Source organism: Ralstonia sp. 25mfcol4.1, assembly GCF_900104095.1.
Classification (GTDB): Bacteria; Pseudomonadota; Gammaproteobacteria; order Burkholderiales; family Burkholderiaceae; genus Cupriavidus.
In genome coordinates this window covers 97,986-123,585 of record NZ_FNJO01000017.1, presented here as the reverse complement: position 1 = coordinate 123,585, position 25,600 = coordinate 97,986, and the positions used below count along the sequence as shown (strand labels likewise).

Here is a 25,600-nt window from a genome sequence, read left to right as displayed (position 1 = left end):
GATCCGCGCCGATCCGCCGGGCAGCAGGTTCGGATTGCCGTTGATGTAGCCCGCCTGCTGGGTGTTGGTGATGACCGGCGAGTTGTTCAGGATCGCGCCGCCCTTGTTGACGTCGAACTGGGTGTAGTGGTTGGTAGACACCCCCGCCCCGGACGGGCGCGTGATGTTGACCTGCGGCAGCCCATTCGGCGTGTTGATCACCGTGGGACGATTGGCGCCGGCATTCGGGTCGGCCACGATCTGCGCGCCGGCCACCATTGGCAGCCCCATGCAGGCCCAGACGGCCAGCTTGACCGCCGGCACCCCGAGCCATGCCACCCCGGGCGGCGCATGCCGCGCGCTGCCGCGCCGACCGCGCGGCTTGCCGCCTGCATGGCCCGAAGCCGTCTCCGCCACGGCCATCACCATGGCGCGTGTGCGGTTGAAAACAATGCGATAACAAAGCCGATTCATCGTGACCCGTGGCTCCGGCGTGGACGCGGCTTCTTGCGGATCTTCAAGGCAACACCGGGTCATTCGGACCGGAGAACCCGCCTGTCGCGCGCTTTACCGTTTCAACCGGAAAAGTAAATCAAAACGGCGCGCAGGTTACTGGAGGCGACGAAGTACCGAAAGGCCCTCTATTTATGAACGTCCGTTCATTTTTTGTCACACGTTTGTCACGGGTGCAACGGCGCGAGCGGGCGCGCCGGCCGGCAGAAGAAGCCGACGAGACAGTTTCGAAAAATCGCCAGAATCCGTAGGTGAAAACGGCCGATCTGAGACTTCTTTACATCTGACTTCAGTGGCATATCGACACAACGGAGTGCAATGATTTGGCGACAGGCGTACCAGGCTTGTGCTGAAGCAGAAAGGGCCAATCCGAAGAAGAGAAACCCCCCATTGCGATGCTCCGCCGCTCCGCATTGATTCAGTACGTATTCAAAAAAATCGTCGAATTACGATCCGCGATATCGCGTGGATTCAGAGAATTCCGATGTCGATGAGCGGTGCCGCACGGGCCTGCGGTGGTTCTCTCCCCCCGCACGCCGCGCAACTTGTCGAGGGACAAGTGCCTGCGCAGCGAATCGCTGCACAATCCGGCCTCATTGCAATACCGTCTTGGGCAGCACGAGAATGTGGGACATTGACAAAGCAAAGCCGGACTCCGCACTTCCCGGCAGCGCGCAACGCGGCCCGCGTCTGGCGCGCTCCCTGCCGGTCCGTCCGCCGGACAGCCTGCATGCGCCCCTGCCCGTCCGACACATCAACACGACACAACTACGCCGCTTCGTCATGCTGATGCAGCACGAATCGGCCATCGCGGCGGAGCGCCACACCGGCATCCGGGCCGCCTGCATCCGCTACGCGATCCGCCGGCTGGAGGATCGGCTCGGCACCACGCTGTTCTCGCGCGAGGCTGCGTCGATGCACCCCACGGCCGCCGCGCGCCGGCTCTATCCATGCGCGGTCCGCCTACTGTCGATGTGGGACAGCCTCGTGGCGGAATCCACGGGTGCCGGCGACCCGCCCGACCCCGGCGGCCCCGGCACTGACTGAACGCCCGGCGGGCCGACCGCCACGGAGTCATTCGGCAAACATCGTAGAATGGCCACTGGCTCGCAAACTGAGGCTCGACCCATGGCCGACCCCGACGGTCTGCATCACAAGACGTTTCTGCTGTTGCTGGCGATAGTCACCATCGCATTCTTCTGGATTCTTCTGCCCTTCTACGGCGCGGTGTTCTGGGGCGCGGTGCTGGCCATCATCTTTGCGCCGCTGCAGCGGCGGCTGGTGACGGCGCTGCGTGGCCGCCACAACACCGCGGCGTTGCTGACGCTGCTGCTGGTGCTGCTGCTGGTGATCCTGCCGATGATCGTGATCACGATGTCGCTGATCCAGGAGGGCGTGAACCTCTACGACAACATCCGGTCCGGCCGGATCAACTTCGGCCACTATTTCCAGTCTGCCGCCGATGCGCTGCCGCCTTTGGTCCGCGACATGCTGGCGCGTGCCGACCTGGCCAGCATTTCCGACGTCAAGGACAAGCTCAGCGCCAGCGCCCTGACCGCCAGCCAGATGGTGGCCACGCGCGCGTTGAGCATCGGCCAGAACACGGCGCAGTTCATGATCGGCTTCGGCATCATGCTGTACCTGCTGTTCTTCCTGCTGCGCGATGGCCAGCAACTGTCGCGCCGGATACGGCTGGCCGTGCCGCTGAGTGCCGCCTACAAGCAGCACCTGATCCAGAAGTTCACCACGGTCGTGCGCGCGACGGTCAAGGGCAATATCGCCGTGGCGGTGGTGCAGGGTGTGCTGGGCGGCGCCATCTTCGCGGTGCTGGGTATCCAGGGGTCGCTGCTGTGGGGCGTGGTGATGGCCTTTCTGTCGCTGCTGCCGGCCGTGGGTGCGGGCCTGATCTGGTCGCCGGTGGCGGTCTACTTCCTGTTGACCGGCTCGGTGCTCAAGGGCTGCGTGCTGATCGGCTTTGGCTTGCTGGTAATCGGCCTGGTCGACAACGTGCTGCGCCCCATCCTGGTGGGCAAGGACACCCAGATGCCGGACTACGTGGTGCTGATCTCCACACTGGGCGGCATGGCGCTGTTCGGGCTGAACGGCTTCGTGATCGGGCCGCTGATCGCCGCGCTGTTCATCGCCTGCTGGGACCTGAACAACGCCGAAGATCCGGCGGCTCACTGACACCAATCGCGAAAGACGCCGTGGACCGACTGCAGGCAATGAAGACCTACGTGGCCGTCGTGGAATGCGGCGGCTTCACGCCGGCGGCGCGCAAGCTCGATGCGTCGCTGAGCGTGGTGAGCCGGGTCGTGACCGACCTGGAAACGCATCTGGGCGTGCGCCTGCTCACGCGCACTACGCGCGTGGTGCGCCCCACCCCCACCGGCGCCGCCTACTACGAGAACTGCCGCCGCATCCTGTCCGAGATCGACGACGCGGAACTGGCCGCCGCCGGCGCGCATGAGGCGCCGCGCGGCCGGCTGTCGATCACGGCGTCGGTGCTGTTCGGCCGGCGCTTTGTCACGCCGGTGGTGGTCGAATACCTGCGCCGCTATCCGGAGGTCGATGTCGATTGCATGTTCGTCGACCGCGTGGTGAACTTCATCGACGAGGGCATCGACGTTGGCGTACGCATCGGCCCGCTGCCCAGTTCTTCGCTGCAGGCCATCCCGGTGGGCCACGTGCGGCGCGTGGTCTGTGCCGCGCCGGACTACCTGGCGCAATTCGGCACGCCCGCGTCGCCCGACGACCTGGCACGCCATGCGGTGATCCAGACCACGGGCATCTCCACCGCGCCTGAGTGGCGTTTTCTGCATAACGGCGAGCCGCTGCCCGTGCGGCTGACCCCGCGCATGGCCACCACCACCAACGATTCGGCGATTGCCGCCGCCGTGGCCGGTTTCGGCCTGACGCGCGTGCTGTCCTACCAGATTGCCGACGAACTGCGCGACGGCAGGCTGCGGATCGTGCTGGAAGACTACGAGCCCGACCCGCTGCCGATCCACGTGATCCACCGCGAGGGCCGGCACGCCATGCACAAGGTGCGCGCGTTTATCGACCTGGCCGTGGCGCAACTGCGCGGCCAGGCCTCGCTGAACATCGCCGACACCGCCGAACCCCGCTGATTCTTCTGCATTTCGCAAGAGTCCCTTCGGCCACCGCCGGTTTTTCCCGCCACGCCGGGTGTCTATAGTCGATCCGTACGCAGCGTTTGCGTCCGATACCGCAATAATCGACCAAGGACATCCATCATGAAACTGTACGGCCACCCGCTTTCCGGGCACTCGCACCGCGCCTGGCTCTTTCTGTCGCTGCTGGGCCAGCCTGCCGAGTGGATCGACGTGGACCTGCTGGCGCGCGCCCACAAGACGCCGGAATTCCTGGCCTTGAATCCGTTCGGCCAGGTGCCCGTGCTGGTAGATGGCGATACGGTGATCAGCGACTCGAACGCGATCCTGGTCTACCTGAGCAAGAAACTGGGCCGCACCGACTGGCTGCCCGAGACCCCCGCCGACGCGGCCGCCGTGCAACGCTGGCTGTCCGTGGCGGCGGGCGACATCGCATTCGGCCCGGCGCGCGCCCGGATCATCACCGTCTTCAAGGCCCCGTACGACAGCAAGGATGCGATCGAGCGGGCTCATGTGGTGCTCAAGCGCATGGACGACGCGCTGGCGGGCCGCAGCTGGATTGCCGCCGATCATCCGACCATCGCCGACGTGGCGCTGTACAGCTACACGGCGCGGGCGCCCGAGGGCTTTGTCGACCTGAAGGACTACGCGAACGTGCGCCAGTGGCTGGCGCGCGTGGAAGCGTTGCCCGGCTTCGCCCCATTCCAGACCACGGCTGTCGGCCTGGCGGCCTGAGCCCCGCCCGGCGGTTCGCGCCCTTCCGGCATCTCGCACAACTTCAGGAGTCCGTCATGACTTCCCATCCGGTTCGGCAAGCGGAAATCCTGCCCGGCACGCCCTGGCATAGCGGCGAGCGCCTGCTGCAGGCCAGCATTGGCGCCGAGGAACGCCTGGCCGAAGTGGGCCCGCGCGTGGTACGCGACTACATGCCGGACCAGCATCGCGACTTCTTCGCCATGCTGCCGTCGATCGTGATCGGCGCGGTGGCACCCGATGGGCGGCCCTGGGCGACGGTGCGCGGCGGTCAGCCGGGCTTCCTGCATTCGCCCGATCCGCGCCGGCTCGACGTTGCGCTGGTGCGCGACGCCGCTGATCCGGCCGACGCGGGCATGGAGGACGGCAACGCCATCGGGCTGCTGGGCATCCAGCCGCATACCCGGCGCCGCAACCGGATGAACGGCACGATCCATCGGGACGCCACGACGGGCGCGCAGGGCTTTCGGGTGGCGGTGGGCCAGAGCTTCGGCAACTGCCCGCAATACATCCAGAAGCGCGCGCCCATCATGACCCGCGACCCGGCCACGCCGGCCAGCGACCCGCCCGAGATGCTCGATGCGCTGGACGCCCGCGCGCGGACGCTGATCCGTCATGCCGATTCGTTTTTCGTGGCGACCTATGTGGACCTGCCCGGCGGGCAGCGCCAGGTGGATGTCTCGCATCGCGGCGGCAAGCCTGGCTTTGTGCGCGTCGATGACGACGGCACCCTGACGATTCCGGATTTCCAGGGCAATACGTTCTTCAACACGCTCGGCAACATGATGGCCAATCCGGTGGCCGGCCTGGTGTTCGTGAGCTATGCCACCGGCGACCTGCTGCAACTGAGCGGCCGCACCGAAGTCATCATCGATTCGCCAGAAATTGCCACCTTCGACGGTGCGCAACGGTTGTGGCGATTCACGCCCGAGCAGATCGTCCGGCGCGACCGCGCCTTGCCGCTGCGCTGGGACATCGATCCCGATGGCGCGTCGCCGCAGGCGCTGGCAACCGGCAGCTGGGGCTGAACCGGGAGTTTCAGGAAATGGCGGCAGCTGTGCCACAATCGCGCCAGTTTTTGGCCCGACCGGATGCCGCCCATGTCCCTGGAAGCCCTGCAGAACATCAATCCGCAATCGCTGCTCGATACCGCCATCAGCCTCGCTGCCGCCTTCATCCTGGGCGGCATGATCGGCTTCGAGCGGCAGTACCGCCAGCGCACGGCCGGCCTGCGCACCAATGTGCTGGTGGCCGTGGGCGCGGCAATCTTTGTCGACCTGGCCAACCATATCGCGGGGCATGACGGCGCGGTGCGCGTGATCGCGTACGTGGTCTCGGGTATCGGCTTCCTGGGCGCGGGCGTGATCATGCGCGAGGAAGGCAACGTGCGCGGGCTCAATACCGCCGCCACGTTGTGGTGCTCGGCGGCAGTGGGCGCCTGCGCCGGCGCGGACATGATCGCGGAAGCCGGCATTGCCGCGCTGTTCATCCTGGCCGCCAACACGCTGTTGCGCCCGGTCGTGGACCGGATCAACCGCCAGCCGCTGGACACCACGGCCGTGGAGGTCACGCACACCGTGCATGTGATCACGGCCCGCGACTACCAGAAGACGGCGATGCGCCTGCTGGAAGAGGCGCTGGAGGCGGCCCAGTACCCCACGCGCGACCTGGAAGTGCGCGCGTTCGGCGAACAGGATGTGGAAATCGAGGCGGCCCTGGCGGCCACATCGGTCGATGGCGATGTGCTCGACCAGATCGTGGCCCGCCTGGGCGGCACCAGCGTGGTCAGCCAGGCGTTCTGGAGTGCGAGTACGACGGAGTAGGCGGCCGCTTGCCGCGCTCTTTGCTCCCCTCTCCCGCGCTGCCGGGGACACCGCCGGCCATTCAACCTTCGTCGGCCGCTCCCCTCTCCCGCAGACCGGGAGAGGCGAGAACACCGTCAGCGCTCGATGGCGTCCCTGACAGCCACCACCGCAAACTGCCCCAATATCCGCAGCGCCGTAATGTCCCCGGCGGTCCACGCCTCCACGCCGGCCAGGTAGTTGAACGTGCCGATGACCCGGCCGCCATGGCAAAGCGGCACGTTGACCACGCCGTTCAGGCCCAGCCCGCGAATCGTGGCGATGTCGTCGAACACGGCGGCCAGCGCCGCGTCGCCTTCGCCCACGAAGAGTTCGCCACGGTCCAGCAGCTGGCGTGTCCAGGCCGTATCGCCTTTTACCTTCTTGCCGCCGGGCGGATAGGCCGCCGGGTCCGACGACCACAGCCGGCGGATTTCTCGGCTTTCCACGTGCCAGGCGTTGATCGTCAGCAAACCCGGCCCGACGATATCGAGCGTGGCCGCGCCAACGGCATCCATGACGGCCTGCGGCGTGGCGGCGGCGCGCAGGCGGTCGAACAGCGGATGCAGGTGCGTTTGCCAGTGGCCCAGCGTATCGACGCTCGCCATCGTCACTCTCCGTGGATGCCCAGATCCTTGATCAGCTTGCCGTAGCGGTCGGCATCGCGGCGCAGGATCTTGCCAAACTCCTGCGGCGTCGAGGTGGCCGTTTCCACGCCGATCGCATCCATCTTGGCCTTGACCTCGGGCAGCGACATCACGCGGTTGATCTCGGTGTTCAGCCTGGCCACCAGCGCGGGCGGCATGTTTTTCGGACCGAACGCGCCGTACCACACCGACAGTTCATAACCGGGGATGGTCTCCCCCACGGTGGGCACGTTGGGCAGCAGCGGCGACCGCTTGGCCTCGGTCACCGCCAGCAGCTTCAGCTTGCCCGCCTTCACGTGCGGCAGCGTCTGTGTGCCGGCCGAGAACAGCAGCTGGGTCTGGCCCGCCACGGTATCCACCACGGCCGGCGCACCGCCCTTGTACGGCACGTGCAGCATCTGGATGCCCGCCATCTTCTCGAACAGCACCGCACTCAGGTGGTTGGTCGAGCCGGGACCGGCGCTGGCGTAGGCCAGCTTGCCCGGATTGGCGCGGGCGTAGGCGATCAGTTCCTTGACGTTGTTGGCCGGCACCGACGGATGCACCACCATCGTGTTGGTCACGTAGGCCAGCAGGCCCAGCGGCGTGAAATCTTCCACGCCCTTGAACGGCATGTTGGCCATCAGCGCCGGGTTCATGGCGTGCGTGCTCATCGAGCCGATCAGCAGCGTGTAGCCGTCGGGCTGGGCACGCGCCACCATCGCCGAACCGATGTTGCCCGACGCACCGGGCTTGTTGTCGACGATCACGGGCTGGCCCAGCGACTTCGTCAGGTGCTCGGACAGCACGCGCGCCAGGATGTCGGTGGAACCGCCGGCGGCCCAGGGCACGATCAGCGTGACCGGCTTGGCGGGATAGGCGTCGGCAGCCCCGGCGTGGCCGGCGAACGACATGGCCAGCGCGGCGGCACCGCACAGCAGGCTTTTCAATACGGACCTCATGATGCAACTCCCCTTCTGTCTTCCGACTGTCTAATGTGATTCGATTCAGCGGCCCACGGCATAACCCTGCATGCCGCGCGCATTGGCGCCGGCGCGCAGCACCAGGCGACCCTTGCCGTCGCGTTCGCGCGTGCAGGCCGACATGCGGCCTTCGGACCAGTCTTCCCCCACGCGAACTTCGTGCCCGCGCTCGCGCAGGGCTTCGATGGTGGCAGCCGGGAAGCGCGATTCGACGGTGATGCGGTTCAGCGTGGTCTGGCGCGGCCAGAACGATTGCGGGAAATGGTCGATATGCCAGGCCGGCGCGTCGATCGCTTCCTGCAGGTTCATGCCGTGCACCGCATGGCGCATGAAGAAGGCCAGGGACCATTGATCCTGCTGGTCGCCGCCGGGCGTGCCAAAGACCATGTACGGTTCGCCATCGCGCAGGCATAGCGACGGCGACAACGTGGTGCACGGGCGCTTGCCCGGTGCCAGCGTATTGGGCAGGCCGGGTTCCAGCCAGGTCATCTGCAGGCGCGTGTTGAGCGCAAAGCCCAGCGCCGGAATGGTCGGGCTCGACGACAGCCAGCCGCCCGACGGCGTGGCCGCCACCATGTTGCCGTGGCGATCGATCACGTCGATATGGCAGGTATCGCCGACGAACACTTCGCGCTCGGCCCATTCGCTGACCGGCGGCAGTGCCGCGAAGGTGGGCTCGCCGATGCCGAAGCGCGTGTCGGCCGCGGCCAGCGTGCGGTCGGCCACTGTCAGGTCCGGCATGCGCGGCGCGCGGCCCTTGAGCGCGCCCGGCTGCATCGTCAGCGACGCCCGGTCGCCGATAAGCGCGGCGCGCGCGGCCAGGTAGTGCGGATTCAGCAGCGCGCAGAGCGGGCTGTCCTCGAACAGCGGATCACCGTACCAGGCCGTGCGGTCGGCCATCGCCAGCTTGGCCGCCTCGGCAATGGTGTGGACGAATTCGGGTGAGGTCGGCGCGTGGGCGTCCAGATTGGCGTGGCGCAGCATGCCAAGCTGCTGCAGGAACATCGGGCCCTGGCTCCAGATATCGCACTTGGCCACCGCATAGCGGCCGAAGTCGAGCGAGACCGGCGCCTCGACGGTGGGCCTCCACCCGGCCAGGTCGTCGTAGCGCAGCAGGCCGGTGTGCTTTTCGCCGGTGGTGTCGCGCACGGGGGTGGTGCGGCAGTATGCGTCGATGGCCTCGGCCACGAAGCCGCGATACCAGCAGTGCATCGCCGCGTCGATCTGGCCTTCGCGGCTATCGCTCCGGCTCACGGCCGTCTCGACGATGCGCGTGTAGGTATCGGCCAGCACGGGCAGCGTATGCAGCGCGCCGGGGCGCGGCACGCGGCCATCGGGCAGCCAGGTATCGGCCGAGCTGTGCCATTCGTCACGGAACAGCTGCTGCACGGCCAGAATGGCCTGCGAGATGCGCGGCACCAGCGGGAAGCCATTGCGCGCATAGCCGATGGCCGGGGCCAGCACGTCGGCCAGCGACCACGTGCCGTGGTCACGCAGCATGGTCAGCCAGGCGCCGAACGCACCGGGCACCGTGGCCGGCATCAGGCCGATACCGGGCATCAGTTCCATGCCCTGCTTGCGCAGCGCCTCGGGGTCGGCCAGCGCCGGGGCCGGGCCCTGGCCGCAGACCGAGCGCACCGCGCGGTCCTTTTCGCTCCAGAACAGGATCGGCACCTCGCCGCCGGGGCCGTTCAGGTGCGGTTCCACCACCTGCAGCACGAAGCCCGCCGCCACGGCTGCATCGAACGCGTTGCCGCCGCGCTCCAGCACGCCCATGGCCGTCTGGGTGGCCAGCCAGTGGGTGGAAGCAGCGACGCCGAACGTGCCGACGATCTCGGGGCGTGTCGTGAACATGGGCAAATGACTCCTGTTTGATGCATTTGATTTGTGATTCGAGTATAGGCAGCCGAAATAACTGCCAACGTCGAATTACTTATCGTTGCATTACCATTCGGTTATACCCATTCACCGCCTTCTCGCCCCGCCATGCCGATTGCCACCGACAAGTTGCTGCACCAGATCGTGTCGCGCCTGCGTCTGCGCCATTTGCCGCTGCTGCTGGCGCTGGAGCGGCAGCGATCCGTGTCGCGCGTGGCGGCCGAGATGAACCTGTCCCAGCCGGCCGTGACCAAGGCGCTGCGCGAGATCGAAGACATCTTCATGACGCCGCTGTTCACGCGCACGCGCAACGGCCTGGAGCCCACGGCCACCGGCGCGGCCGTGCTGAGCCAAGCGCGCATGACGCTGGCCGATGCCGAGGCGCTGGGCCGGCAACTGGCGGTGATCGAAGCCGGCCGGCGTGGCCGGCTGCGGCTGGGCGTGATTCCATACACGGCCCGCGCGGTGCTGGACGCCGCGCTGGCGTATGGGCTCAACCAGCAGCCGCGCCTCTCGGTGGTCGTGCGCGAAGGCACCACCGACGAACTGGTGGGCGCGCTGCGCCAGCACGAACTGGACTGCGCGATCGCGCGCTCGTTCTATCTGGCGGGGGAAGATATCGTGCAGGAGCCGCTGTACCGGGAAGAGCCGGTGCTCGTGGTACCTTCGCGGGCCAGGGCGCGGCTGTCGCGCGGCGACCTCGACTGGAAGCGGCTGGCCGAACTCGACTGGATCCTGCCGCCGCCGCATACGCCGGTACGGCGCACCATCAATACGATGTTCGCGGTGGCCGGCGTGGCGCCGCCGCTGCCGATCGTCGAAACCTACTCGATCAAGCCGATGGCCACGCTGCTGCGCAGCCAGCCCGACGCCATCACCATCGTGCCGCGTGCCGTGGCCGCCGAACTGATCGAACTGGGCGATGCGGCGACGCTACCGTTTTCGCTTAGTTGGGACTTGCCGCCCGTGGGCGTCATGTGGCGGCGCGAGTCGGAAGACAACGACCTGATGAAGCCGCTGGTGGCGGCGTTGAAGGCGGCGGTGAGTTAGTGGGATTTGGCGGCGGTGGGGTAGCGGGATTGGGCGGTGGTGGATGGGGATGGGCTTGCCCTGTCCCCCAACCCCTCTCCCGCCTTGCGGGAGAGGGGCGCAAACCGCCAGCCTTCGAAGGCCTCTTGTCCCGCCTTGCAAGTAAGGGGCCGGAGAGAGATCAAACCGCCAGCGTTCGAAGGCCTCGTGGTGTTCTCCCTCTCCCATGCAATGGGAGATGGGTCGGGGGAGAGGGCATCAGGTTCCGCTTGCCAGCATGTGGCAATTTGAACGGCCGGCACCTTCCCTCAACAAAGACAAACAATCAAATGAAGACCGTAGCACTCTACTTCCTGACCGCGCTGGCCGAAATCCTCGGCTGCTACCTGCCCTACCTCTGGCTGCGCCAGAACGCCAGCCCCTGGGTGCTGCTGCCCGGCGCGGCTTCGCTGGCGGTCTTTGCCTGGCTGCTGACCTTGCACCCCGACGCCTCGGGCCGGGTCTATGCCGCCTACGGCGGTATCTATATAGCAGTAGCCATCGTCTGGCTCTGGCTGGTGGACGGTGTGCGACCCAGCGTCTGGGATATGACAGGTGTCACAATCGCCGTCACCGGGATGGCGGTGATCGTGTTTCAGCCGCGCTAATATCAGAATTAAGAGCGAATTAAGCGCCACTTTCTCTGACAAAATCCGTCACTTTGTGCATCTTTAGCCTTACCCTCCGAGAGTGGGGTGACAGGATTTGGCAGATACAACTGGTTACAGGTGACAAGAAATCTCACATTTCGATGATTTCTAGCCGAAATGTGACCTGGCACACCTGTTGCTCTATAGGACCCCGACAGCAGCTGCTGTTCTCAACTAATTCAAAGGGGTCAATTCCATGAAAAAAGCACGGATGGGAATCCACCAACGGGTCCAGAAGGGTTTCACGCTGATCGAACTGATGATCGTGGTCGCGATCATCGGTATCCTGGCTGCTATTGCGATTCCGCAATACCAGGATTACGTTTCGAAGTCGCAAGTGAATCGCGCATATGGCGAACTGTCGGCATACAAGACCGCCGTCGAAGACAATTTGATGCGCGGCTCCACAACGCTGACCAATGCTGAAATTGGCTACGCAGTTTCGAGCTTGACCACCGGTTCAGCTAACACCAATATCGCTGCCTACAGCGCAGCGGATGGTACGACGCTGACGGTTACGCTGGGCAACACCGCCAACACCGCCATCAGCGGCGCCATTCTGAAACTTACGCGTTCAACTGCTGGGGTGTGGAGCTGCGCCATCACCACGACTGCCAACTGGAAGGCGTCCTTCACGCCCGGCGGCTGCACGGGTGCCGCTCCGGTTCAGAATGGTGGCTGATCAAGTTACCTCAAGTGCAAAAACCCCTGGCCTTTCCCCAGGGGTTTTTTCTTTTCAGCCGTCAGCCTCTCCGCAACATCACCCCGCCTCCCCCCGCATCCCAATCTCCCCAATCAGCTTCCCATACCTCGCGTTATCCGCCGCCACCATCTGCGTGAACTGGGCCGGCGAATCGCTCTTCCGAAGTTCTCCCGCATTGGCCTTCATCGTCGCGTCGAGCTTGCCGCTGTTCTGCAGCGCCGCCACCGCATCAAATAGCCGTTTCGCCATGGGCGCCGGCAGGCCAGCCGGGGCGAACAGGCCGCTCCAGTTATCGAGCACGAAGCCGGGCGGCAGGGATTCAGCCAGCGTCGGCACGTTCGGGAAGTAGCCGGTCCGGGCGGCCGATGACACCGCCAGCGCGCGGATCTGGCCGTTGCGCAGGAACGGCGCCGCCGTGGACATTACCGGCATACCGAACTGCGTCTGGCCGCTCAGCATCGACGTCAGGATCTCGCTGGCGCCCTTGTAGGGGATGTGCACCGCCTCGACATGGTGCTGGTGCAGCAGCGATTCCACCGCCAGATGCGAGACGCTGCCCTTGCCGCCAGAGCCGTAGTTCAGCGCGCCGGGCTTCTGCTTCATCGCGTCGATCAGCTCGCGCGCCGTCCTGAATGGCGACGATGCCGGCACGGCCAGGATCACCGGGCCGCCCGACAGCGCCGAGATCGCCGTGAAATCCCTGGCCGCGTCGTAGGGCTGGTCCTTGTACAGATGGACATTGATCACGTGCTGGTTGGCCAGGATGCCCAGTGTGTAGCCATCGGGCTCGGCACGCTTCAGCGCCCGGGCGCCGATGATGCCGCCGGCCCCGCCGATGTTCTCCACCACCAGCGGCTGCCCCAGCACGGGCGACAGTTCCGCCGAGAGGGTGCGGGCGATGGAATCGGGTGCGGTGCCCGCGATAAACGGCACGATCAGCCGGATCGGGCGCGACGGATACGGCGCGGCGGCCACGGCCACGCGGCTCATCACGCCCCCCAGTGCGGCGGCACCGGCTGCGGCGCCCGCCGTAGCCAGCCATTGACGACGATTCATGTTGTCTCCTGTGTTTTTTTGATGTGCGGCCTGTGTGTGTCGCGCAGTCAGGCCCCGCCCGGATCCAGGATGGCCTTGGCGATGGTGTTGCGCTGGATCTCGCTGGTGCCCGTGAAGATGCGGAACATGCGCAGCTTGCGCCAGGTCTGCTCCACGGGATGCCCGCGCGTGACGCCCAGGTTGCCGTGGATCTGCACGGCCTTGTCGGCCACCTCGAAGCAGCGTTCCGACACGAACAGCTTGCACGCGGCCGCCTTCATGCGCAGGTCGGCACCGGCATCGGCCAGCAGCGCGGTCTGCGCGATCATGCTCTCGCACGCCCACAGCGCCGCCGCCATGTCGGCCAGCATATGCTGGATGGCCTGGAAGCGCGCGATCGGCCCGCCAAACTGGCGGCGCTGGCCCGCGTACGCCACCGACGCCTCGTAGGCGCGCGTGGCCAGCCCCAGCATCGACGGGCAATGCAGCAGCCGGTTCACGTTGATACGCGACATGCCCAGCTTGAACCCCCGCCCTTCGCCGCCAAAGATATTGGCGCGTGGCACCCGCACGTTCTCGAAACGGATGTCGGCGTCGATATGCTGCCCCGACATCGGCACGTACTCGGTGCTGACGGTCACGCCGGGCAGGTCCAGATCGACCAGCACGGCCGTGATCGACGGCGGCGTGGTGGTGGCATCGGTCACGCACATCACAATGGCGAAGTCCGCGAACGGCGCGCCGCTGATGTAGTGCTTCTCGCCGTTGATGACCAGATCGTCGCCATCCGCCACCGCGCTGGTGCGGATGCTCTGCGCATCGGAGCCCGAATGCGGCTCGGTCAGCGCGAAGCAGGTGGATTTCTGGCCCCGGATCACCGGCTGGAAATAGCGCGCCACCTGATCGGGCGTGGCGTACTTGAGCATATTGCCCACGCGCGGCGGCCCGCCCAGGTCGCCCAGCACGTGCGGCGCCAGCACCGCGCCACTGGCGGCCAGATCGGCCTTCAGCGCGCACTGTTCCGAGATATTGAGGCCCTTGCCGCCCAGTTCCACCGGCAGGCAGGCGGCGTACAGCCCGAGTTCGCTGGAGCGGCGCCAGACATTGCGCAGCACGTCGCGCGGCCACGGATCTTCGGTGCCCAGGCCCAGTTCTCGCTCCAGCGGCAGCAGTTCCTCGTCGATGAACCGCTGCACCGCCGCGCGCGTTTCGATCAGCACGGGATTGGTCAGATGGTCGAACATGTGTCGTTTCTCCGTGGATCAGTTCACGCGGCGGCTAGCGCCGAGCCAGTACTGCTCGCGCACCAGCTTGCGTGCCAGCTTGCCGCTGGCGTTCTTGGGCAGTTCGGCGACGAAGTCCACCGAACGCGGCGACTTGTAGTCGGCAATGCGCGCGCGGCAGTGGCCGATCAGCTCGGCGGCGCTGGCCTGCCGGCCCGGCCACAGCGCCACCACGGCCTTGACGCTTTCGCCCCAGGTGTCGTCGGGCACGCTGATCACGCAGGCTTCCATCACGTCGGGATGCTGGTACAGCGTGGCCTCTACCTCGGTCGGATACACGTTGAAGCCGCCCGAGATGATCATGTCCTTCTTGCGGTCCACCAGGTACAGGTAGCCATCGGCGTCCACGCGCGCCAGGTCGCCGGTATGCAGCCAGCCGTCGACCAGCACCTCGCGCGTCAGGTCGGGCTCGCCCCAGTAGCCCTGGAATACATCCTCGCCACGGATCACCAGTTCGCCAATTTCATCGCCGCTCACCTCCTCGCCGCGTTCGTTGACCACGCGCACCTCGGTTTCGCCCAGCGCACGGCCGCACGATGCCAGCCGCTCGGGCTTGCTTTCGATCGCCAGCGCATGGTCGGCCGTGGACAGGCGCGTCACGCCCGAGGTGGATTCACTGGCGCCGTAGCCCTGCGACAACACCGGACCGATACGTTCCCAGGCCTCGCGAATGCGTGCCGGGGCCATTGGCGCGGCGCCGTAGGCCAGCGTCTTGAGGCTGCTCAGGTCGGCCGTGGCCAGGGTCGGCTCGGCCAGCAGCATGTTGATCATGGCCGGCACCATAAAGACGTGGGTCAGCTTCAGGCGCGCCACATCGGCCAGGAAGCCGGCCGGCTCGAATTTCTCGAACAGCACCAGCGTGGCGCCCAGGAACAGATAGGGCTGCATCAGCATGCCCGACGCATGCGTGACCGGGCCGATCAGCGCCAGCCGGTCGCCGGGGCGCGCCGGGCGGTCCATGGTCAGGATCATCTTGCGCATCGACGCCAGGCGGTTGCCGTAGCTCTGCATGGCCGCCTTGATCTTGCCCGTCGAACCGGACGAGAAGTGCAGCACGGCCAGGTCGTCGGGCCGAGGCACATAGTCGATTGCCGAATTCGCGCCGCGCTCGATCAGGGATTCGTAGGCGCCATAAGCGCCTTTGGCACCTTCGGCCCCTTCGGCGCCGGCGATGGCAATGAAATGCTCGACGCAGCCGAACCCGCGCGTGTCACGCGAATAGCCGGTGTAGCCGGGCCCCGCGATCATCACGCGGGGGGTGCAGTTTTCGACCACGTCCGATGCCTCGTTGGCCGTGAAGCGGGGATTCAGCGCCGCCTTGACCAGCCCTGCCTTGTACAGCGCACATTCGATCTCAACGATCTGTGGGCAATTGCGCGACTGGATCGCCACGCGGTCCCCCTTCTGCAGGCCCAGCGCCAGCAACGCATTGGCCAGCCGCGTCGACCGTTCGTCCAACTGGCGGTAGGTCAGCACGCGGTCGCGGTACAGCACGGCGGGGTTGTCGCCCCAGTAGCGCGCCGCACGCCGGAGGAAGTAGGCGAACGTCATCGTTGTCTCCAATCGGGATATTTTGGTGTGACCCAAGTCTGTAAGATGGAGGGCATCACCACAATGTCGCGACTGGAATAAAGTCATAAACGATAGGAATGAGGAACCCACGACACGATGGAGACACGCGATCTGGACTATGTGCTGGCGGTGGGCGCCCACGGCGGAATTGGCCGCGCGGCTGAGGCGCTCGGCATGAACCAGCCGGCGCTGACCAAGGCGATCCAGCGGGTCGAGGCGCAACTGGGGGTGCCGCTGTTCGAGCGCACCACGCTGGGCATGCGCGTGACGCAGGCCGGCACGGTATTCCTGGAGCGGGCACGGCGCATCCGGCTCGAATACGACGACGCCATCAAGGAGATGCGCGGCATTCAGACCGGCGAACAAGGCCTGCTGCGGCTCGGCTATTCGCCGTCGATGCCCAACGCGCTGGTATTGGGCGCCTGCCAGCAGTTGCTGCGCGAACGGCCGGTGGCGCGGCTGCGCCTGAGCATGCGCGTGGCGCGCGAGCTGATGGATCAGGTGCAGGCCGGCGATCTGGACCTGGCCGTGGCTCCCTTGCCGCGCGTGGCCAACCCGGCGCTGGCCACGCGCGAATTGTTCACCGACCGCCTGGCCGTGGTGGCCGACGAAAACCATCCGCTGCAGCGCCGCCGCGACCTGACACTGGCCGATCTGGTGGGCCAGCAATGGCTGCTGCCGACCGGGCACGTGCTGATCCGCCAGCAGATCGACAGCGCCTTTGCCAGCGTCGGCCTGCCGGCGCCCGCACTGCGCGTGGAAACGGACTTCGGCAGCGCCACGCTGTTCGACCTGGTGCGCGGCACCGAGATGCTGTGCATTGCCGGATCGACGACCAACAGCAAGCGCCTGGGCCTGCGGCCCATTGGCTTGCGCGCCGATGCGCTGGACCTGGGGCGCCGCGTGGGCGTCATCACGCGCGCAGGGGCCTATCTGTCACCGCTGGCGCAGCGGATGATCGACATCCTCGAAGCCCACGTGGCATAACGGCTACGGCGGCTGCTACGGCTGCGTCTGCGGCGGGAACGTGCGCAGGTAGGCGAGCAGATCGTCCAGCTGGCGCGCGTTGCTCATGCCCCAGAAGCGCATCTTCGTACCGGGCACGACCTTGGCCGGCGATTCCAGGAACGCGCGCAGCGTGTCGTCGCCCCAGACCACCGGGGACGCCTTCATCGCATCGGAATAGCGGTAGTCGTCGGTGCCGCCGGCCTTGCGGCCGAACACGCCGTTGAGCTGCGGCCCGAAGGCCGCGCGGGCCGACGGGCCCACGTGGTGGCACGATGCACAGCGGGTGGTGAAGATGTCCTTGCCCTTGTCGATGTCGCCGGCGGCATGGGCAGCGGTGACGGAAAACAGGGTAAATGCAAGCGGTGCAGCGAACTTCATGATGCGTGATGAGAATGGAATCGGCCTGCCATACGACGCGCCCGGACGCGCCCGGCTACACCGGATAACTCGCCACTTCGATCAGGTTGCCGTCGGGATCGCGGCAATACACCGACGTCATCGGCCCCAGCGCGCCGGTGCGCTGCACCGGCCCGACTTCCACGGCCACCTTGTGTGCCAGGAAATGGGCGACCACCTCCTGCGGCGGCATCTTCGTGATGAAGCACAGGTCGTCGCTTCCCGACGTCGGGTGAACGCCGGTGAACCACGCCACGGCGTCTTCGCCCACCGGGCGCAGGTTGATTTTCTGCTGGCCGAACTTGACCGACACGCGCTGGCCGGTGCGCGACGCGAAGTCTTCGCGCTGCATGCCCAGCACCTGTTCGTACCAGGCCACGCTGGCCTCCACGTCCTTCACGTTGAGCACGATATGGTCGAGGCGTTCGATCGCGAGCGTCATGGCGGGGCGTCCTTTTGTGGCTCCGGAGGTGGTCCCCGGAGCGGCGATTATGTAACAGCATGTGAAGCTGTGCAGTGCAAGGCGTAATGTACACCGGGCCAGCGAAGCGCGGCTTTTATACTGCCGGGCCGGTCAACCACCGCGCCCCAAGTCATGCGCCGAATCTCCTGGCTCATCATGAGCCTTGTCATCGCGGCACTGATCCAAGTGCCCGCAGGTTTCGCGGCCGAACCCGCCTCCGAGGCGGAAGCGCAGCAAATTCCCACGCTGACGCACGCCGAAGCCATCTCCGAACTGAAGCGCCTGCAGTCCGAGCAGGATCGCGTGAAACAGCAGGCGTCCAGTGCGTCCGGCAACATCAAGCTGGGCGATCTCAACGACGCGCTGAAGCAGCTCGACGACGATGTCGACAAGCTCACCGCGTCGCTGACGCCGCAGCGCGCCCAGTTGCAGGCCCAGGTCGATCTGCTCGGCCCCCCGCCCGAAGCCAGCCCCGGGAGCAAAGCCAAGGACGCCGCCAAGGAAGCGCCCGCCGTCATCAGGCAGCGGGCGGAACTGAACGCGCGCAAGAGCCAGCTCGACGACGAACTGAAGCAGGCCGCCGACAGCAAGGACAACATCGCCCACCTGCGCGACCAGCTGGCCAAGCTGCAGCGCAGCCGCCTGAAGGACCAGCTCGCGCTGCGCTCGGAAAGCATCCTGAACCCCACCTTCTGGACGCCGCTGTTCAAGGTGTCCGAGGAAGACCGCGAGCGCCTGGGCAACTTTACCGACGACATCGGGCCGCGCATCCAGCTGGCGTGGGAGTCTTCGCAACGCGGCAAGACCATCATCCTGCTGGCGGTCGCGCTGGCGGTCTGGTCGCTCGGCCGGCGCCTGCTGGAACGCGGGCTGGCCTGGTTCTGCCTGACCCAGCTGCCGGAAACGCGCCTGCGCCGCAGCGCGCTGGCCCTGGCCACGGCGCTGACCACCGTGGCCACCACGGCGCTGGCCGTGCGCATCGTCTATGCGGCCTTCACGGGCGGCGACGAGATATCGCCCGCGCTGCAGGATTTGATGAACGAGATCGCCAAGCTGACCATGACCAGCGCGCTGATCGCCGGCCTGGGCCGCGCGCTGCTCTGCACGCGGCATCCGAGCTGGCGGCTGCCCGCGCTGGCCGATCCGGTGGCGCTGGCGATGCGGCCGTTCCCCACGGTGCTGGCGGGCCTGCTGCTGCTCGCGGGCACGCTGGAACAACTGAACCGCATGGCCGATACGACCGTGCAGGTCACGCTGCTGGGACGCGGCCTGGTCTCGCTGGTGGTGGTGCTGACCATCGGCGCGGCGCTGCTGCGCGCCAACCGCGTGCGCAGCGAACTGGTGGCCGCCGGCGAGCGGCCCGAAGAGCGCGCCACGCTGGCCGGGCTGATCCACGCTGCCGTCACGTTGATCGTGGCGGTGTCGTTCGGTGCCCTGCTGATCGGCTACATCAGCTTCGCGCGCTTCCTGACCTACGAACTGGTCTGGTTCGACATCGTGCTGTGCAGCCTGTACCTGCTGACCCAGCTCACGCGCGACATCTGCGAGGCGCTGTTCTCGGCCAGCCATCGCAGCGGCCGGGTCATCAAGCAGCTGTTCGGAGTGGGCGACTCGCATCTGGAGCAGGTGTCGACGGTGCTGTCCGGCATCGGTGCCAGCGTGCTGCTGTTGCTGGCCGTGCTGGCGCTGCTGACGGGCGGCTTCGGCACCACGCCGGTGGACCTGCTCAACAGCCTGCTGACCGTGCTGGGCGGCGAACGGCTGCGCAGCATGAACATCATGCCGGAACGCATCCTCAATGCGGTGATCGCGCTGACCGTGGGCATCTGGCTGCTGCGCTCGGTGCGCCGCTGGCTCGACGCCGAACTGCTGCCCAAGCTCTGCGCCGAGCCCGGCCTGCGCGCATCGCTGATCACGCTGTTCAGCAATGTGGGCTACGTGTTGCTGGTGCTGCTGACGCTGTCGCTGCTGGGCGTGAAATGGGAAAACCTGGCGTGGATCGTCAGCGCGCTGTCAGTGGGTATCGGCTTCGGGCTGCAGGAGATCGTGAAGAACTTCGTGTCGGGCCTGATCCTGCTGACCGAGCGGCCGGTGAAGGTGGGCGACATGGTGAGCCTGGCCGGCGTGGAAGGCGATATCCGCCGCATCAACGTGCGCGCCACGGAGATCCAGTTGGGCGACCGATCGACGGTGATCGTGCCAAACTCGCAACTCATCTCGCAGAACGTGCGCAACGTCACGATGAGCAACAGCACGCAGGGCGTGGCCACGCTGCAGCTCACCTTCCCGCTCAACACCGACCCCGAAGCCGTGCGCGACCTGCTGCTGGAGGTCTATCGCGAGAACGACAGCATCCTGGACATTCCCGCGCCATCGGTCACGTTCAGCCAGCTGGCGCCCAATGGCATCACGCTTAGCGTCACGGGCTATGTGGGCAGTCCGCGCATCGCGGCGGGCACCAAGAGCGACCTGCTGTTCGAGATCCTGAAGCGGCTGCGGGCAGCCAATATCTCGCTGTCCGAACCGCAGACGCTGCGCGTGGAAAACATGGCGGCGGCGCTCGGCACCTGAGGGCTGCTGCGGGACGCCGACCCGGCGGGCCTAGGGTCCGCCGGGTTCGTGTCCCGTCCAGTAATCGGCGCCATCATCGTGCGTGGACAGCACGATCCTCTGATGGCAGTGCTGGCATGTGTAGACAAAGACCTGCCTGCCGGCGTGCATCGTCGCATCGCCGGACCGCGCCAGGCGCGGGTGGGGCGGAACATGACCGGGACGACCCAGCAGGTTCTTGCAAAGTTCGCAAGGAACCATCGTGCTCTCCAGACTCTGACTTCGGATGCTGCAACAACCATGTCCGCGTGACTTGCAGACATTGCTGCAACGCAACAGAGGCCAGTATAGGCGCACGATCGTTCGATCGCCACGGGCTTTCCGGCGGATAGATCAATTCCTCGATTTGCCGGAATCCGCGGCCGCGAAGCGGTCGGTGGCGGCCAGAAGCTGGTCCATGATGCCGGGCTCGGTCCACGCATGGCCCGCGCCTTCGATCAAGTGGAAGTCGGCGTCAGGCCACGCCTGGTGCAGCGCCCAGGCATAGCGTGCGGGGCACGGCATGTCGTAGCGGCCATGCACGATCACCCCGGGAATGCCGGCCAGCTTGTAGGCATCGCGCAGCAGCTGGCCGTCGTCGAGCCAGCCGCGATGGGTGAAGTAGTGGTTCTCGATGCGCGCGAAGGCCAGCGCAAAGTGGCCTTCGTCGTGCTTGGCGGCAATGTCGGGGTTGGGCAGCAGCGTGATGGTTTCGGCTTCCCAGACGCTCCAGGCGCGTGCGGCTTCGAGTTGCTTCTGCCGGTCATCGCCGGTCAGCAGCTTGCGATAGGCCGCCATCATGTTGCCGCGCTCGGCGACGGGCACCGGGGCCTGGAAGCGCGCCCAGCTGTCCGGAAACATCTCCGAGACGCCGAACTGGTAGTACCAGTCGAGTTCGGCCTGCGAGACGGTGTAGACGCCGCGCAGCACCAGTTCGCTCACACGCGCCGGATGGGTCTGCGCGTAGGCCAGCGCCAGCGTGGAGCCCCAGGAGCCGCCGAACACGAGCCATTGTTCCACGCCCATCAACTGGCGGAGCTTCTCGATGTCGTCCACCAGATGCCAGGTGGTATTGGCCTCCAGCGACGCGTGCGGCGTGGATTGCCCGCAGCCGCGCTGGTCGAACAGCAGCACGTCGTAGCGCGCCGGATCGAACAGGCGGCGATGGTCCGGCGAAATGCCGCCGCCGGGCCCGCCATGCAGGAACACGGCCGGCTTGGCGCCGCGCGTGCCGACGCGTTCGAAATACAGGACATGACCGTCGCCCACGTCGAGCGTGCCGGTCTCGTAGGGTTCGATTTCGGGATAGAGCGTGCGCAGGGCGGACATGAATTGTTTCGCGTGGAGATCATTCGAAACAAAAGTGTAGCCCCCGGCCACGCGGGTTGCTTTAAGTTTCGTTTAAGTCTGCGGCCCTAGATTTGAGCCGTACCGCAACCGAACCCCAAGAGGTGACGCCATGACTCCCCAAGACGTGCAAGCACTGGAAGCCTTCCTGAGCCAACTGACCCAGGCGCGCGTGGACAACAAGGACGCCCAGGCGGCGGCCATGATTGCCGATGCCGCCGCGCGCCAGCCCGATACCGCCTATCTGCTGGTGCAGCGGTCGATGCTGCTCGATCGCGCGCTGCAACAGGCGCAGACGCAGATCCAGTCGCTCCAGGCACAGTTGCAGGCGGCGCAGGCCGCCAATGGCGCTGGCGGACGCGGCTTCATGGACAACGACGCCGCCTGGGGCAACAGCGCCGGCCGCGCGCCGCAGGCCGCGCCGGCGCCGCAGTATCCGCCGCAGCAGCCCTATCCTTCCGCGCCCCCTGCCGCCCCCCAGTACCAGGCCACGCCGGCACAACCGGCCCAGGCGGCCCAGGCGGCCCGCCCGGGCTTTCTGGGCGGCGGGCTGGGAGGCACGCTCGGCAGCATCGCCACCACGGCCGCCGGGGTGGCGGGCGGGGCCATGCTGTTCCAGGGGATCGAAAACCTGTTCCATCGCGGCAACAGCGGCGGCGGCTTCTTCGGCGGCCAACCGGCGACGGGTTCCGAGACCGTGGTGAACAACTTCTACGGCGACGACAGCGGCAGCGGCGGCCAGCGCGACAACGCGCTGCTGGCCGACAACGGCAACCTGGACAACGGGCTGGATGACTACGTCGACGCCAGCCAGGACGACGACTCGTCGTTCTTCTGACGTCGCGGGCGGCGCCGGCCGCCCTTGTAGGACAGCCTCCGGTTGCCGGCCCGCCCCGTTGCGGGCAGGATCAGGGCAACCGGGCGCCGCCTGCCCGGCACGGAGAGCCGGCGCCATGAAGACGTTCCACTGCAATCGCTGCGACAACCTGGTGTTCTTCGAGAACATCGCCTGCGAACGCTGCCAGGCCACGCTTGGCTTCATTCCCGCCCTGTCGCAGCTGGCGGCCTTCGAGGGCGACGATGCCGGCGGCTGGCGCAGCCTGCATCCCGATGCTCACGGCGCCATGTTCCGCCGCTGTCACAACTACCAGGTGGAAGCGGTCTGCAACTGGATGGTGCCCGCGGAAGACCCCGCCACGCTGTGCGAGGCGTGCAAGCTGACCCACACCATCCCCAACCTCGAAGCACCCGAGAACCGCCTGTACTGGTACCGGCTGGAATCCGCCAAGCGGCGCCTGCTCTATACGCTGCTGTCGCTCGGGTTGCCGGTCATCTCGCGCGACGACGACCCCGTATCGGGCCTGCAGTTCGACTTCCTGGCCAACACCGGCCCGCACGACCCGGCGATGACCGGGCACGACAACGGCCGTATCACCATCAACATCGCCGAAGCCGACGACGCGTACCGCGAGCGCACCCGCACCGAGATGGGCGAAGCCTATCGCACGCTGCTGGGGCACTTCCGGCATGAGGTGGGGCATTTCTACTTCAACCGGCTGGTTGCCGGCACGCGGCGTATCGAACCGTTCCGGAAGCTGTTCGGCGACGAAAGCGCCGATTACGCGGCGGCGTTGCAACGCCACTATGACCATGGAGCGCCCCCCGACTGGCAGGCGTCGTTCGTCAGCGCCTACGCGACGATGCATCCGTGGGAAGACTGGGCCGAAACCTGGGCCCACTACCTGCATATGGTGGATACGCTCGACACAGCCCAGTCATGCGGGCTGGTGCTCAAGCCGGAAAGCCCGCGCGAGCCGACGCTGACCGACCAGACGCCCGTGGAGGACGCCAGTTTCCGCAGCCTGATGCAACGCTGGTTTCCGCTGACCTACGTGCTGAACAGCCTGAACCGCAGTCTGGGCGTGCCGGATGGCTACCCGTTCACACTGTCGTCGGCGGTGGTGGCCAAGCTGGAGTTTGTGCATCGGGTGATCGATGCGGCGGCGCGCGAGCATGCCAGCCCCGCGCAGCCGCCGGCCGGCACGCCGGCAGCCAAGCCAGCCGGCCAGCCCGCCGCCAGCGCCGACGTCAAGCCCGACGTCAAGCCCGACATCAAGCCGTCACGGTAACGTCACGGCGCGGCGCGCTGGACAGCGACCACGCGAACACGGCCAGCCCGCCCAGCGCCAGCAGCGCGCCAACCCAGCCCGTGGATGTCCAGCCCATGCCGGCGGCGATGGTCACGCCGCCCAGCCAGGCGCCCAGCGCGTTGGCCATGTTGAAGGCCGAATGATTGAGCGCGGCGGCCAGCGTCTGTGCGTCGCCGGCCACGTCCATCAGCCTGATCTGCAGCGGCGGGCCCAGCGCCACCGCCGTACCCACCAGCATCACGTTCAGCGACGCCAGCCAGGCGTGGTGCGCCGTGAACACGAATGCGCCGAGCACCAGCGCCGACCACACTAGGACACCGCCCACCGTCGGCATCAATGCGCGGTCGGCCAGCTTGGCGCCCGCCAGGTTGCCGGCCACCATCCCGACGCCGAACAGCGCCAGCACGATCGGAATGCCGCTGGCCGGCATGTGCGCCACTTCGAGCATGGTCGGCTTGACATAGCTGAACACGGCAAACATGCCGCCAAAGCCGATCGCGCCGATGCCGAGCGTGAACCACACCTGCTTGCGCGCCAGTGCCGACAGTTCGCGCAGCGGGCTGGCATGGCGGTCAGCCGGGACGAACGGCACCCAGCGCCAGACCAGCAGCACCGTCAGCGCGCCAATGGCGCCCACGATCATGAATGCGGCGCGCCAGCCCAGCCATGTGCCGATGCCGGCCGCGATGGGCACCCCCACCAGTGTCGCCACAGTCAGGCCGAGCATGACCAGGCCCACGGCCTGGGCGCGACGCTCACGCGGCACCAGCCCGGCCGCCACCAGCGCCGCCACGCCAAAGTAGGTGCCGTGCGGAAAGCCGGTCAGCAACCGCAGGACCAGCATCGACAGATACGTCGGCGCGAGTGCGCTGGCCACGTTACCGATGGCGAAGAACGCCATCAGCGCGATCAGCAGATTGCGGCGCGGCCAGCGCGCACCCAGCACCGCCAGCAGCGGCGCGCCGATCACCACGCCCAGCGCGTAGGCGCTGATCAGGTGGCCGGCCTCGGGGATGCTGATGGCCAGGTCGCGTGCGGCATCGGGCAACAGGCCCATGATGACGAACTCGCCCGTGCCGATACCGAAGCTGCCCACGCCAAGCGCCAGTAGCGCGCGGCGGTCGGCGGCACGGTTGCGGGGTGTATCGGGATGGGGGGCGAGATCGGGGACGTTATCGAAATTTCCGGAAGGAGCGGTCATGAGGAGAGATCGCGAAACACTTGTTATGGCTTTGCGCCGCGGACTGGCGGGCAGGATCTTGCGTCCTGCCTCGGGGGCTCCAGCGTGCTCCGGTGCGGCGTCGTCATGGGCAATACGGGGTGATGCAGGTGATGCAGGTGATACCGGGTGATGCAGCTACGTAGTACTACGCTGTGCCGCCGGGGACGGCACCGACTACGCGAGGGCGCTATTGTGAAGCAAAACCGTTTTCGCTGCCGGAGCCCGGCGCAATGCCCCTTCGCCGGAGTCCTGTATCCGCCGTCATCCAGTTGCGGGCGCGTCACTGTGGGATAGGGCACAAGAGCATGGCGGGGCATGCACGCGTCGCCCTATGCTGAATACATGCGACGCCGGGGCACCGTACCCACGAAGCATGGCGCCGGGTGCCGCGCGTTTTATCGTGTGGG

At 66.8% G+C, this 25,600-nt stretch carries 24 protein-coding genes; 13 read left to right on the top strand and 11 right to left on the bottom strand.

The window, feature by feature from the left end; translation table 11 throughout:
* A partial coding sequence (locus BLQ58_RS24595) for an ESPR-type extended signal peptide-containing protein (RefSeq protein WP_139186160.1) occupies nucleotides 1-453 on the bottom strand: 453 nt, incomplete at its 3' end.
* 663 nt (nucleotides 454-1,116) lie between these two features.
* Here BLQ58_RS24595 and BLQ58_RS24590 point away from each other — a divergent pair.
* The 6 genes from BLQ58_RS24590 to BLQ58_RS24565 all read left to right on the top strand — a co-directional run bounded on the left by BLQ58_RS24590 (nucleotide 1,117) and on the right by BLQ58_RS24565 (nucleotide 6,202).
* Nucleotides 1,117-1,539 (top strand): LysR family transcriptional regulator, encoded by a 423-nt coding sequence (locus tag BLQ58_RS24590; RefSeq protein ID WP_092602763.1) that lies wholly within the window; start codon nucleotides 1,117-1,119, stop codon nucleotides 1,537-1,539.
* Between the two features lie 81 nt (nucleotides 1,540-1,620).
* On the top strand, nucleotides 1,621-2,679 hold the full coding sequence (locus BLQ58_RS24585; protein ID WP_092602761.1) for an AI-2E family transporter: 1,059 nt from the start codon (nucleotides 1,621-1,623) through the stop codon (nucleotides 2,677-2,679).
* Nucleotides 2,680-2,699: 20 nt separating this feature from the next.
* The gene (locus BLQ58_RS24580; protein WP_092602759.1) at nucleotides 2,700-3,623 is read left to right on the top strand and encodes a LysR family transcriptional regulator; all 924 of its coding nucleotides are present in this window, start codon (nucleotides 2,700-2,702) and stop codon (nucleotides 3,621-3,623) included.
* 126 nt (nucleotides 3,624-3,749) lie between these two features.
* The gene (locus BLQ58_RS24575) at nucleotides 3,750-4,361 is read left to right on the top strand and encodes a glutathione S-transferase family protein (RefSeq protein WP_092602757.1); all 612 of its coding nucleotides are present in this window, start codon (nucleotides 3,750-3,752) and stop codon (nucleotides 4,359-4,361) included.
* Nucleotides 4,362-4,417: 56 nt separating this feature from the next.
* Complete coding sequence (locus BLQ58_RS24570) at nucleotides 4,418-5,407, top strand: pyridoxamine 5'-phosphate oxidase family protein (RefSeq protein ID WP_092602755.1); 990 nt, start codon at nucleotides 4,418-4,420, stop codon at nucleotides 5,405-5,407.
* A 72-nt stretch (nucleotides 5,408-5,479) separates the two neighbouring features.
* Entirely contained in the window at nucleotides 5,480-6,202 is a 723-nt protein-coding gene (locus BLQ58_RS24565; protein WP_217636075.1) for an MgtC/SapB family protein, read from the top strand.
* 116 nt (nucleotides 6,203-6,318) lie between these two features.
* Here BLQ58_RS24565 and BLQ58_RS24560 read toward each other — a convergent pair whose 3' ends face one another.
* Genes BLQ58_RS24560 through BLQ58_RS24550 form a run of 3 tightly spaced genes read right to left on the bottom strand, consistent with a single transcriptional unit; the run spans nucleotide 6,319 to nucleotide 9,683 of the window.
* Nucleotides 6,319-6,828, bottom strand: coding sequence for a GAF domain-containing protein (locus BLQ58_RS24560; protein ID WP_092602753.1), 510 nt, complete (start codon nucleotides 6,826-6,828; stop codon nucleotides 6,319-6,321).
* A gap of 2 nt (nucleotides 6,829-6,830) precedes the next feature.
* Entirely contained in the window at nucleotides 6,831-7,808 is a 978-nt protein-coding gene (locus tag BLQ58_RS24555) for a Bug family tripartite tricarboxylate transporter substrate binding protein (protein ID WP_092602751.1), read from the bottom strand.
* 45 nt (nucleotides 7,809-7,853) lie between these two features.
* The gene (locus BLQ58_RS24550; RefSeq protein WP_092602749.1) at nucleotides 7,854-9,683 is read right to left on the bottom strand and encodes a gamma-glutamyltransferase family protein; all 1,830 of its coding nucleotides are present in this window, start codon (nucleotides 9,681-9,683) and stop codon (nucleotides 7,854-7,856) included.
* Nucleotides 9,684-9,815: 132 nt separating this feature from the next.
* Between BLQ58_RS24550 and BLQ58_RS24545 the strand changes: the two genes are divergently transcribed.
* From BLQ58_RS24545 to BLQ58_RS24535, 3 genes are all read left to right on the top strand, one after another.
* A complete protein-coding gene (locus BLQ58_RS24545; RefSeq protein WP_092602747.1) occupies nucleotides 9,816-10,757 on the top strand; it encodes a LysR family transcriptional regulator in 942 nt (313 codons plus the stop codon).
* 308 nt (nucleotides 10,758-11,065) lie between these two features.
* Nucleotides 11,066-11,383: a YnfA family protein gene (locus BLQ58_RS24540; protein ID WP_092602745.1), complete on the top strand. Its 318-nt coding sequence runs from the start codon at nucleotides 11,066-11,068 to the stop codon at nucleotides 11,381-11,383.
* 238 nt (nucleotides 11,384-11,621) lie between these two features.
* Complete coding sequence (locus BLQ58_RS24535) at nucleotides 11,622-12,107, top strand: pilin (RefSeq protein WP_092602743.1); 486 nt, start codon at nucleotides 11,622-11,624, stop codon at nucleotides 12,105-12,107.
* 78 nt (nucleotides 12,108-12,185) lie between these two features.
* Here BLQ58_RS24535 and BLQ58_RS24530 read toward each other — a convergent pair whose 3' ends face one another.
* From BLQ58_RS24530 to BLQ58_RS24520, 3 genes are read right to left on the bottom strand one after another with little or no spacing between them, the layout of a single operon-like run.
* Nucleotides 12,186-13,184, bottom strand: coding sequence for a tripartite tricarboxylate transporter substrate-binding protein (locus BLQ58_RS24530; protein WP_092602741.1), 999 nt, complete (start codon nucleotides 13,182-13,184; stop codon nucleotides 12,186-12,188).
* 47 nt (nucleotides 13,185-13,231) lie between these two features.
* Nucleotides 13,232-14,407 carry an acyl-CoA dehydrogenase family protein gene (locus tag BLQ58_RS24525; RefSeq protein ID WP_092602739.1) on the bottom strand — a complete coding sequence of 392 codons (1,176 nt, stop codon included), beginning with the start codon at nucleotides 14,405-14,407 and terminating at the stop codon, nucleotides 13,232-13,234.
* A gap of 18 nt (nucleotides 14,408-14,425) precedes the next feature.
* Nucleotides 14,426-15,997 carry an AMP-binding protein gene (locus BLQ58_RS24520; protein ID WP_092602737.1) on the bottom strand — a complete coding sequence of 524 codons (1,572 nt, stop codon included), beginning with the start codon at nucleotides 15,995-15,997 and terminating at the stop codon, nucleotides 14,426-14,428.
* A 117-nt stretch (nucleotides 15,998-16,114) separates the two neighbouring features.
* Here BLQ58_RS24520 and BLQ58_RS24515 point away from each other — a divergent pair, with 117 nt between their 5' ends.
* Nucleotides 16,115-17,005 (top strand): LysR family transcriptional regulator, encoded by an 891-nt coding sequence (locus BLQ58_RS24515; RefSeq protein WP_092602735.1) that lies wholly within the window; start codon nucleotides 16,115-16,117, stop codon nucleotides 17,003-17,005.
* Nucleotides 17,006-17,020: 15 nt separating this feature from the next.
* Here BLQ58_RS24515 and BLQ58_RS24510 read toward each other — a convergent pair whose 3' ends face one another.
* Together BLQ58_RS24510 and BLQ58_RS24505 are read right to left on the bottom strand one after the other, a co-directional pair.
* On the bottom strand, nucleotides 17,021-17,404 hold the full coding sequence (locus tag BLQ58_RS24510) for a c-type cytochrome (RefSeq protein ID WP_092602733.1): 384 nt from the start codon (nucleotides 17,402-17,404) through the stop codon (nucleotides 17,021-17,023).
* Nucleotides 17,405-17,459: 55 nt separating this feature from the next.
* A complete protein-coding gene (locus BLQ58_RS24505; protein WP_092602731.1) occupies nucleotides 17,460-17,864 on the bottom strand; it encodes a VOC family protein in 405 nt (134 codons plus the stop codon).
* 153 nt (nucleotides 17,865-18,017) lie between these two features.
* On the opposite strand from BLQ58_RS24505, the gene BLQ58_RS24500 reads away from it, so the two are divergent.
* The gene (locus BLQ58_RS24500) at nucleotides 18,018-20,456 is read left to right on the top strand and encodes a DUF3772 domain-containing protein (RefSeq protein WP_092602730.1); all 2,439 of its coding nucleotides are present in this window, start codon (nucleotides 18,018-18,020) and stop codon (nucleotides 20,454-20,456) included.
* Nucleotides 20,457-20,828: 372 nt separating this feature from the next.
* Here the strand turns inward: BLQ58_RS24500 and pip are convergent, their stop codons facing one another.
* Entirely contained in the window at nucleotides 20,829-21,803 is a 975-nt protein-coding gene (pip, locus tag BLQ58_RS24490) for a prolyl aminopeptidase (RefSeq protein WP_092602726.1), read from the bottom strand.
* Nucleotides 21,804-21,933: 130 nt separating this feature from the next.
* Here pip and BLQ58_RS24485 point away from each other — a divergent pair, with 130 nt between their 5' ends.
* Complete coding sequence (locus tag BLQ58_RS24485; RefSeq protein WP_092602724.1) at nucleotides 21,934-22,659, top strand: DUF2076 domain-containing protein; 726 nt, start codon at nucleotides 21,934-21,936, stop codon at nucleotides 22,657-22,659.
* Between the two features lie 115 nt (nucleotides 22,660-22,774).
* Nucleotides 22,775-23,950, top strand: coding sequence for a zinc-binding metallopeptidase family protein (locus BLQ58_RS24480; RefSeq protein ID WP_092602722.1), 1,176 nt, complete (start codon nucleotides 22,775-22,777; stop codon nucleotides 23,948-23,950).
* Here the strand turns inward: BLQ58_RS24480 and BLQ58_RS24475 are convergent.
* Complete coding sequence (locus tag BLQ58_RS24475; protein WP_092602721.1) at nucleotides 23,934-25,172, bottom strand: MFS transporter; 1,239 nt, start codon at nucleotides 25,170-25,172, stop codon at nucleotides 23,934-23,936. The genes BLQ58_RS24480 and BLQ58_RS24475 overlap by 17 nt on opposite strands.
* Nucleotides 25,173-25,600: the final 428 nt, after the last annotated feature.

What these genes read in the sequence shown, in the direction of transcription:
- BLQ58_RS24515 (WP_092602735.1), top strand. Translation starts at nt 16,115, where the DNA reads ATGGAGACACGCGATCTGGACTATGTGCTGGCGGTGGGCGCCCACGGC.
- BLQ58_RS24585 (WP_092602761.1), top strand. Translation starts at nt 1,621, where the DNA reads ATGGCCGACCCCGACGGTCTGCATCACAAGACGTTTCTGCTGTTGCTG.
- BLQ58_RS24505 (WP_092602731.1), bottom strand. Translation starts at nt 17,864, where the DNA reads ATGACGCTCGCGATCGAACGCCTCGACCATATCGTGCTCAACGTGAAG.
- BLQ58_RS24530 (WP_092602741.1), bottom strand. Translation starts at nt 13,184, where the DNA reads ATGAATCGTCGTCAATGGCTGGCTACGGCGGGCGCCGCAGCCGGTGCC.
- BLQ58_RS24480 (WP_092602722.1), top strand. Translation starts at nt 22,775, where the DNA reads ATGAAGACGTTCCACTGCAATCGCTGCGACAACCTGGTGTTCTTCGAG.
- BLQ58_RS24565 (WP_217636075.1), top strand. Translation starts at nt 5,480, where the DNA reads ATGTCCCTGGAAGCCCTGCAGAACATCAATCCGCAATCGCTGCTCGAT.
- BLQ58_RS24550 (WP_092602749.1), bottom strand. Translation starts at nt 9,683, where the DNA reads ATGTTCACGACACGCCCCGAGATCGTCGGCACGTTCGGCGTCGCTGCT.
- BLQ58_RS24500 (WP_092602730.1), top strand. Translation starts at nt 18,018, where the DNA reads ATGCGCCGAATCTCCTGGCTCATCATGAGCCTTGTCATCGCGGCACTG.
- BLQ58_RS24535 (WP_092602743.1), top strand. Translation starts at nt 11,622, where the DNA reads ATGAAAAAAGCACGGATGGGAATCCACCAACGGGTCCAGAAGGGTTTC.
- BLQ58_RS24570 (WP_092602755.1), top strand. Translation starts at nt 4,418, where the DNA reads ATGACTTCCCATCCGGTTCGGCAAGCGGAAATCCTGCCCGGCACGCCC.
- BLQ58_RS24525 (WP_092602739.1), bottom strand. Translation starts at nt 14,407, where the DNA reads ATGTTCGACCATCTGACCAATCCCGTGCTGATCGAAACGCGCGCGGCG.
- BLQ58_RS24540 (WP_092602745.1), top strand. Translation starts at nt 11,066, where the DNA reads ATGAAGACCGTAGCACTCTACTTCCTGACCGCGCTGGCCGAAATCCTC.
- BLQ58_RS24545 (WP_092602747.1), top strand. Translation starts at nt 9,816, where the DNA reads ATGCCGATTGCCACCGACAAGTTGCTGCACCAGATCGTGTCGCGCCTG.
- BLQ58_RS24510 (WP_092602733.1), bottom strand. Translation starts at nt 17,404, where the DNA reads ATGAAGTTCGCTGCACCGCTTGCATTTACCCTGTTTTCCGTCACCGCT.
- BLQ58_RS24520 (WP_092602737.1), bottom strand. Translation starts at nt 15,997, where the DNA reads ATGACGTTCGCCTACTTCCTCCGGCGTGCGGCGCGCTACTGGGGCGAC.
- BLQ58_RS24590 (WP_092602763.1), top strand. Translation starts at nt 1,117, where the DNA reads ATGTGGGACATTGACAAAGCAAAGCCGGACTCCGCACTTCCCGGCAGC.
- BLQ58_RS24575 (WP_092602757.1), top strand. Translation starts at nt 3,750, where the DNA reads ATGAAACTGTACGGCCACCCGCTTTCCGGGCACTCGCACCGCGCCTGG.
- BLQ58_RS24475 (WP_092602721.1), bottom strand. Translation starts at nt 25,172, where the DNA reads ATGACCGCTCCTTCCGGAAATTTCGATAACGTCCCCGATCTCGCCCCC.
- pip (WP_092602726.1), bottom strand. Translation starts at nt 21,803, where the DNA reads ATGTCCGCCCTGCGCACGCTCTATCCCGAAATCGAACCCTACGAGACC.
- BLQ58_RS24560 (WP_092602753.1), bottom strand. Translation starts at nt 6,828, where the DNA reads ATGGCGAGCGTCGATACGCTGGGCCACTGGCAAACGCACCTGCATCCG.
- BLQ58_RS24485 (WP_092602724.1), top strand. Translation starts at nt 21,934, where the DNA reads ATGACTCCCCAAGACGTGCAAGCACTGGAAGCCTTCCTGAGCCAACTG.
- BLQ58_RS24555 (WP_092602751.1), bottom strand. Translation starts at nt 7,808, where the DNA reads ATGAGGTCCGTATTGAAAAGCCTGCTGTGCGGTGCCGCCGCGCTGGCC.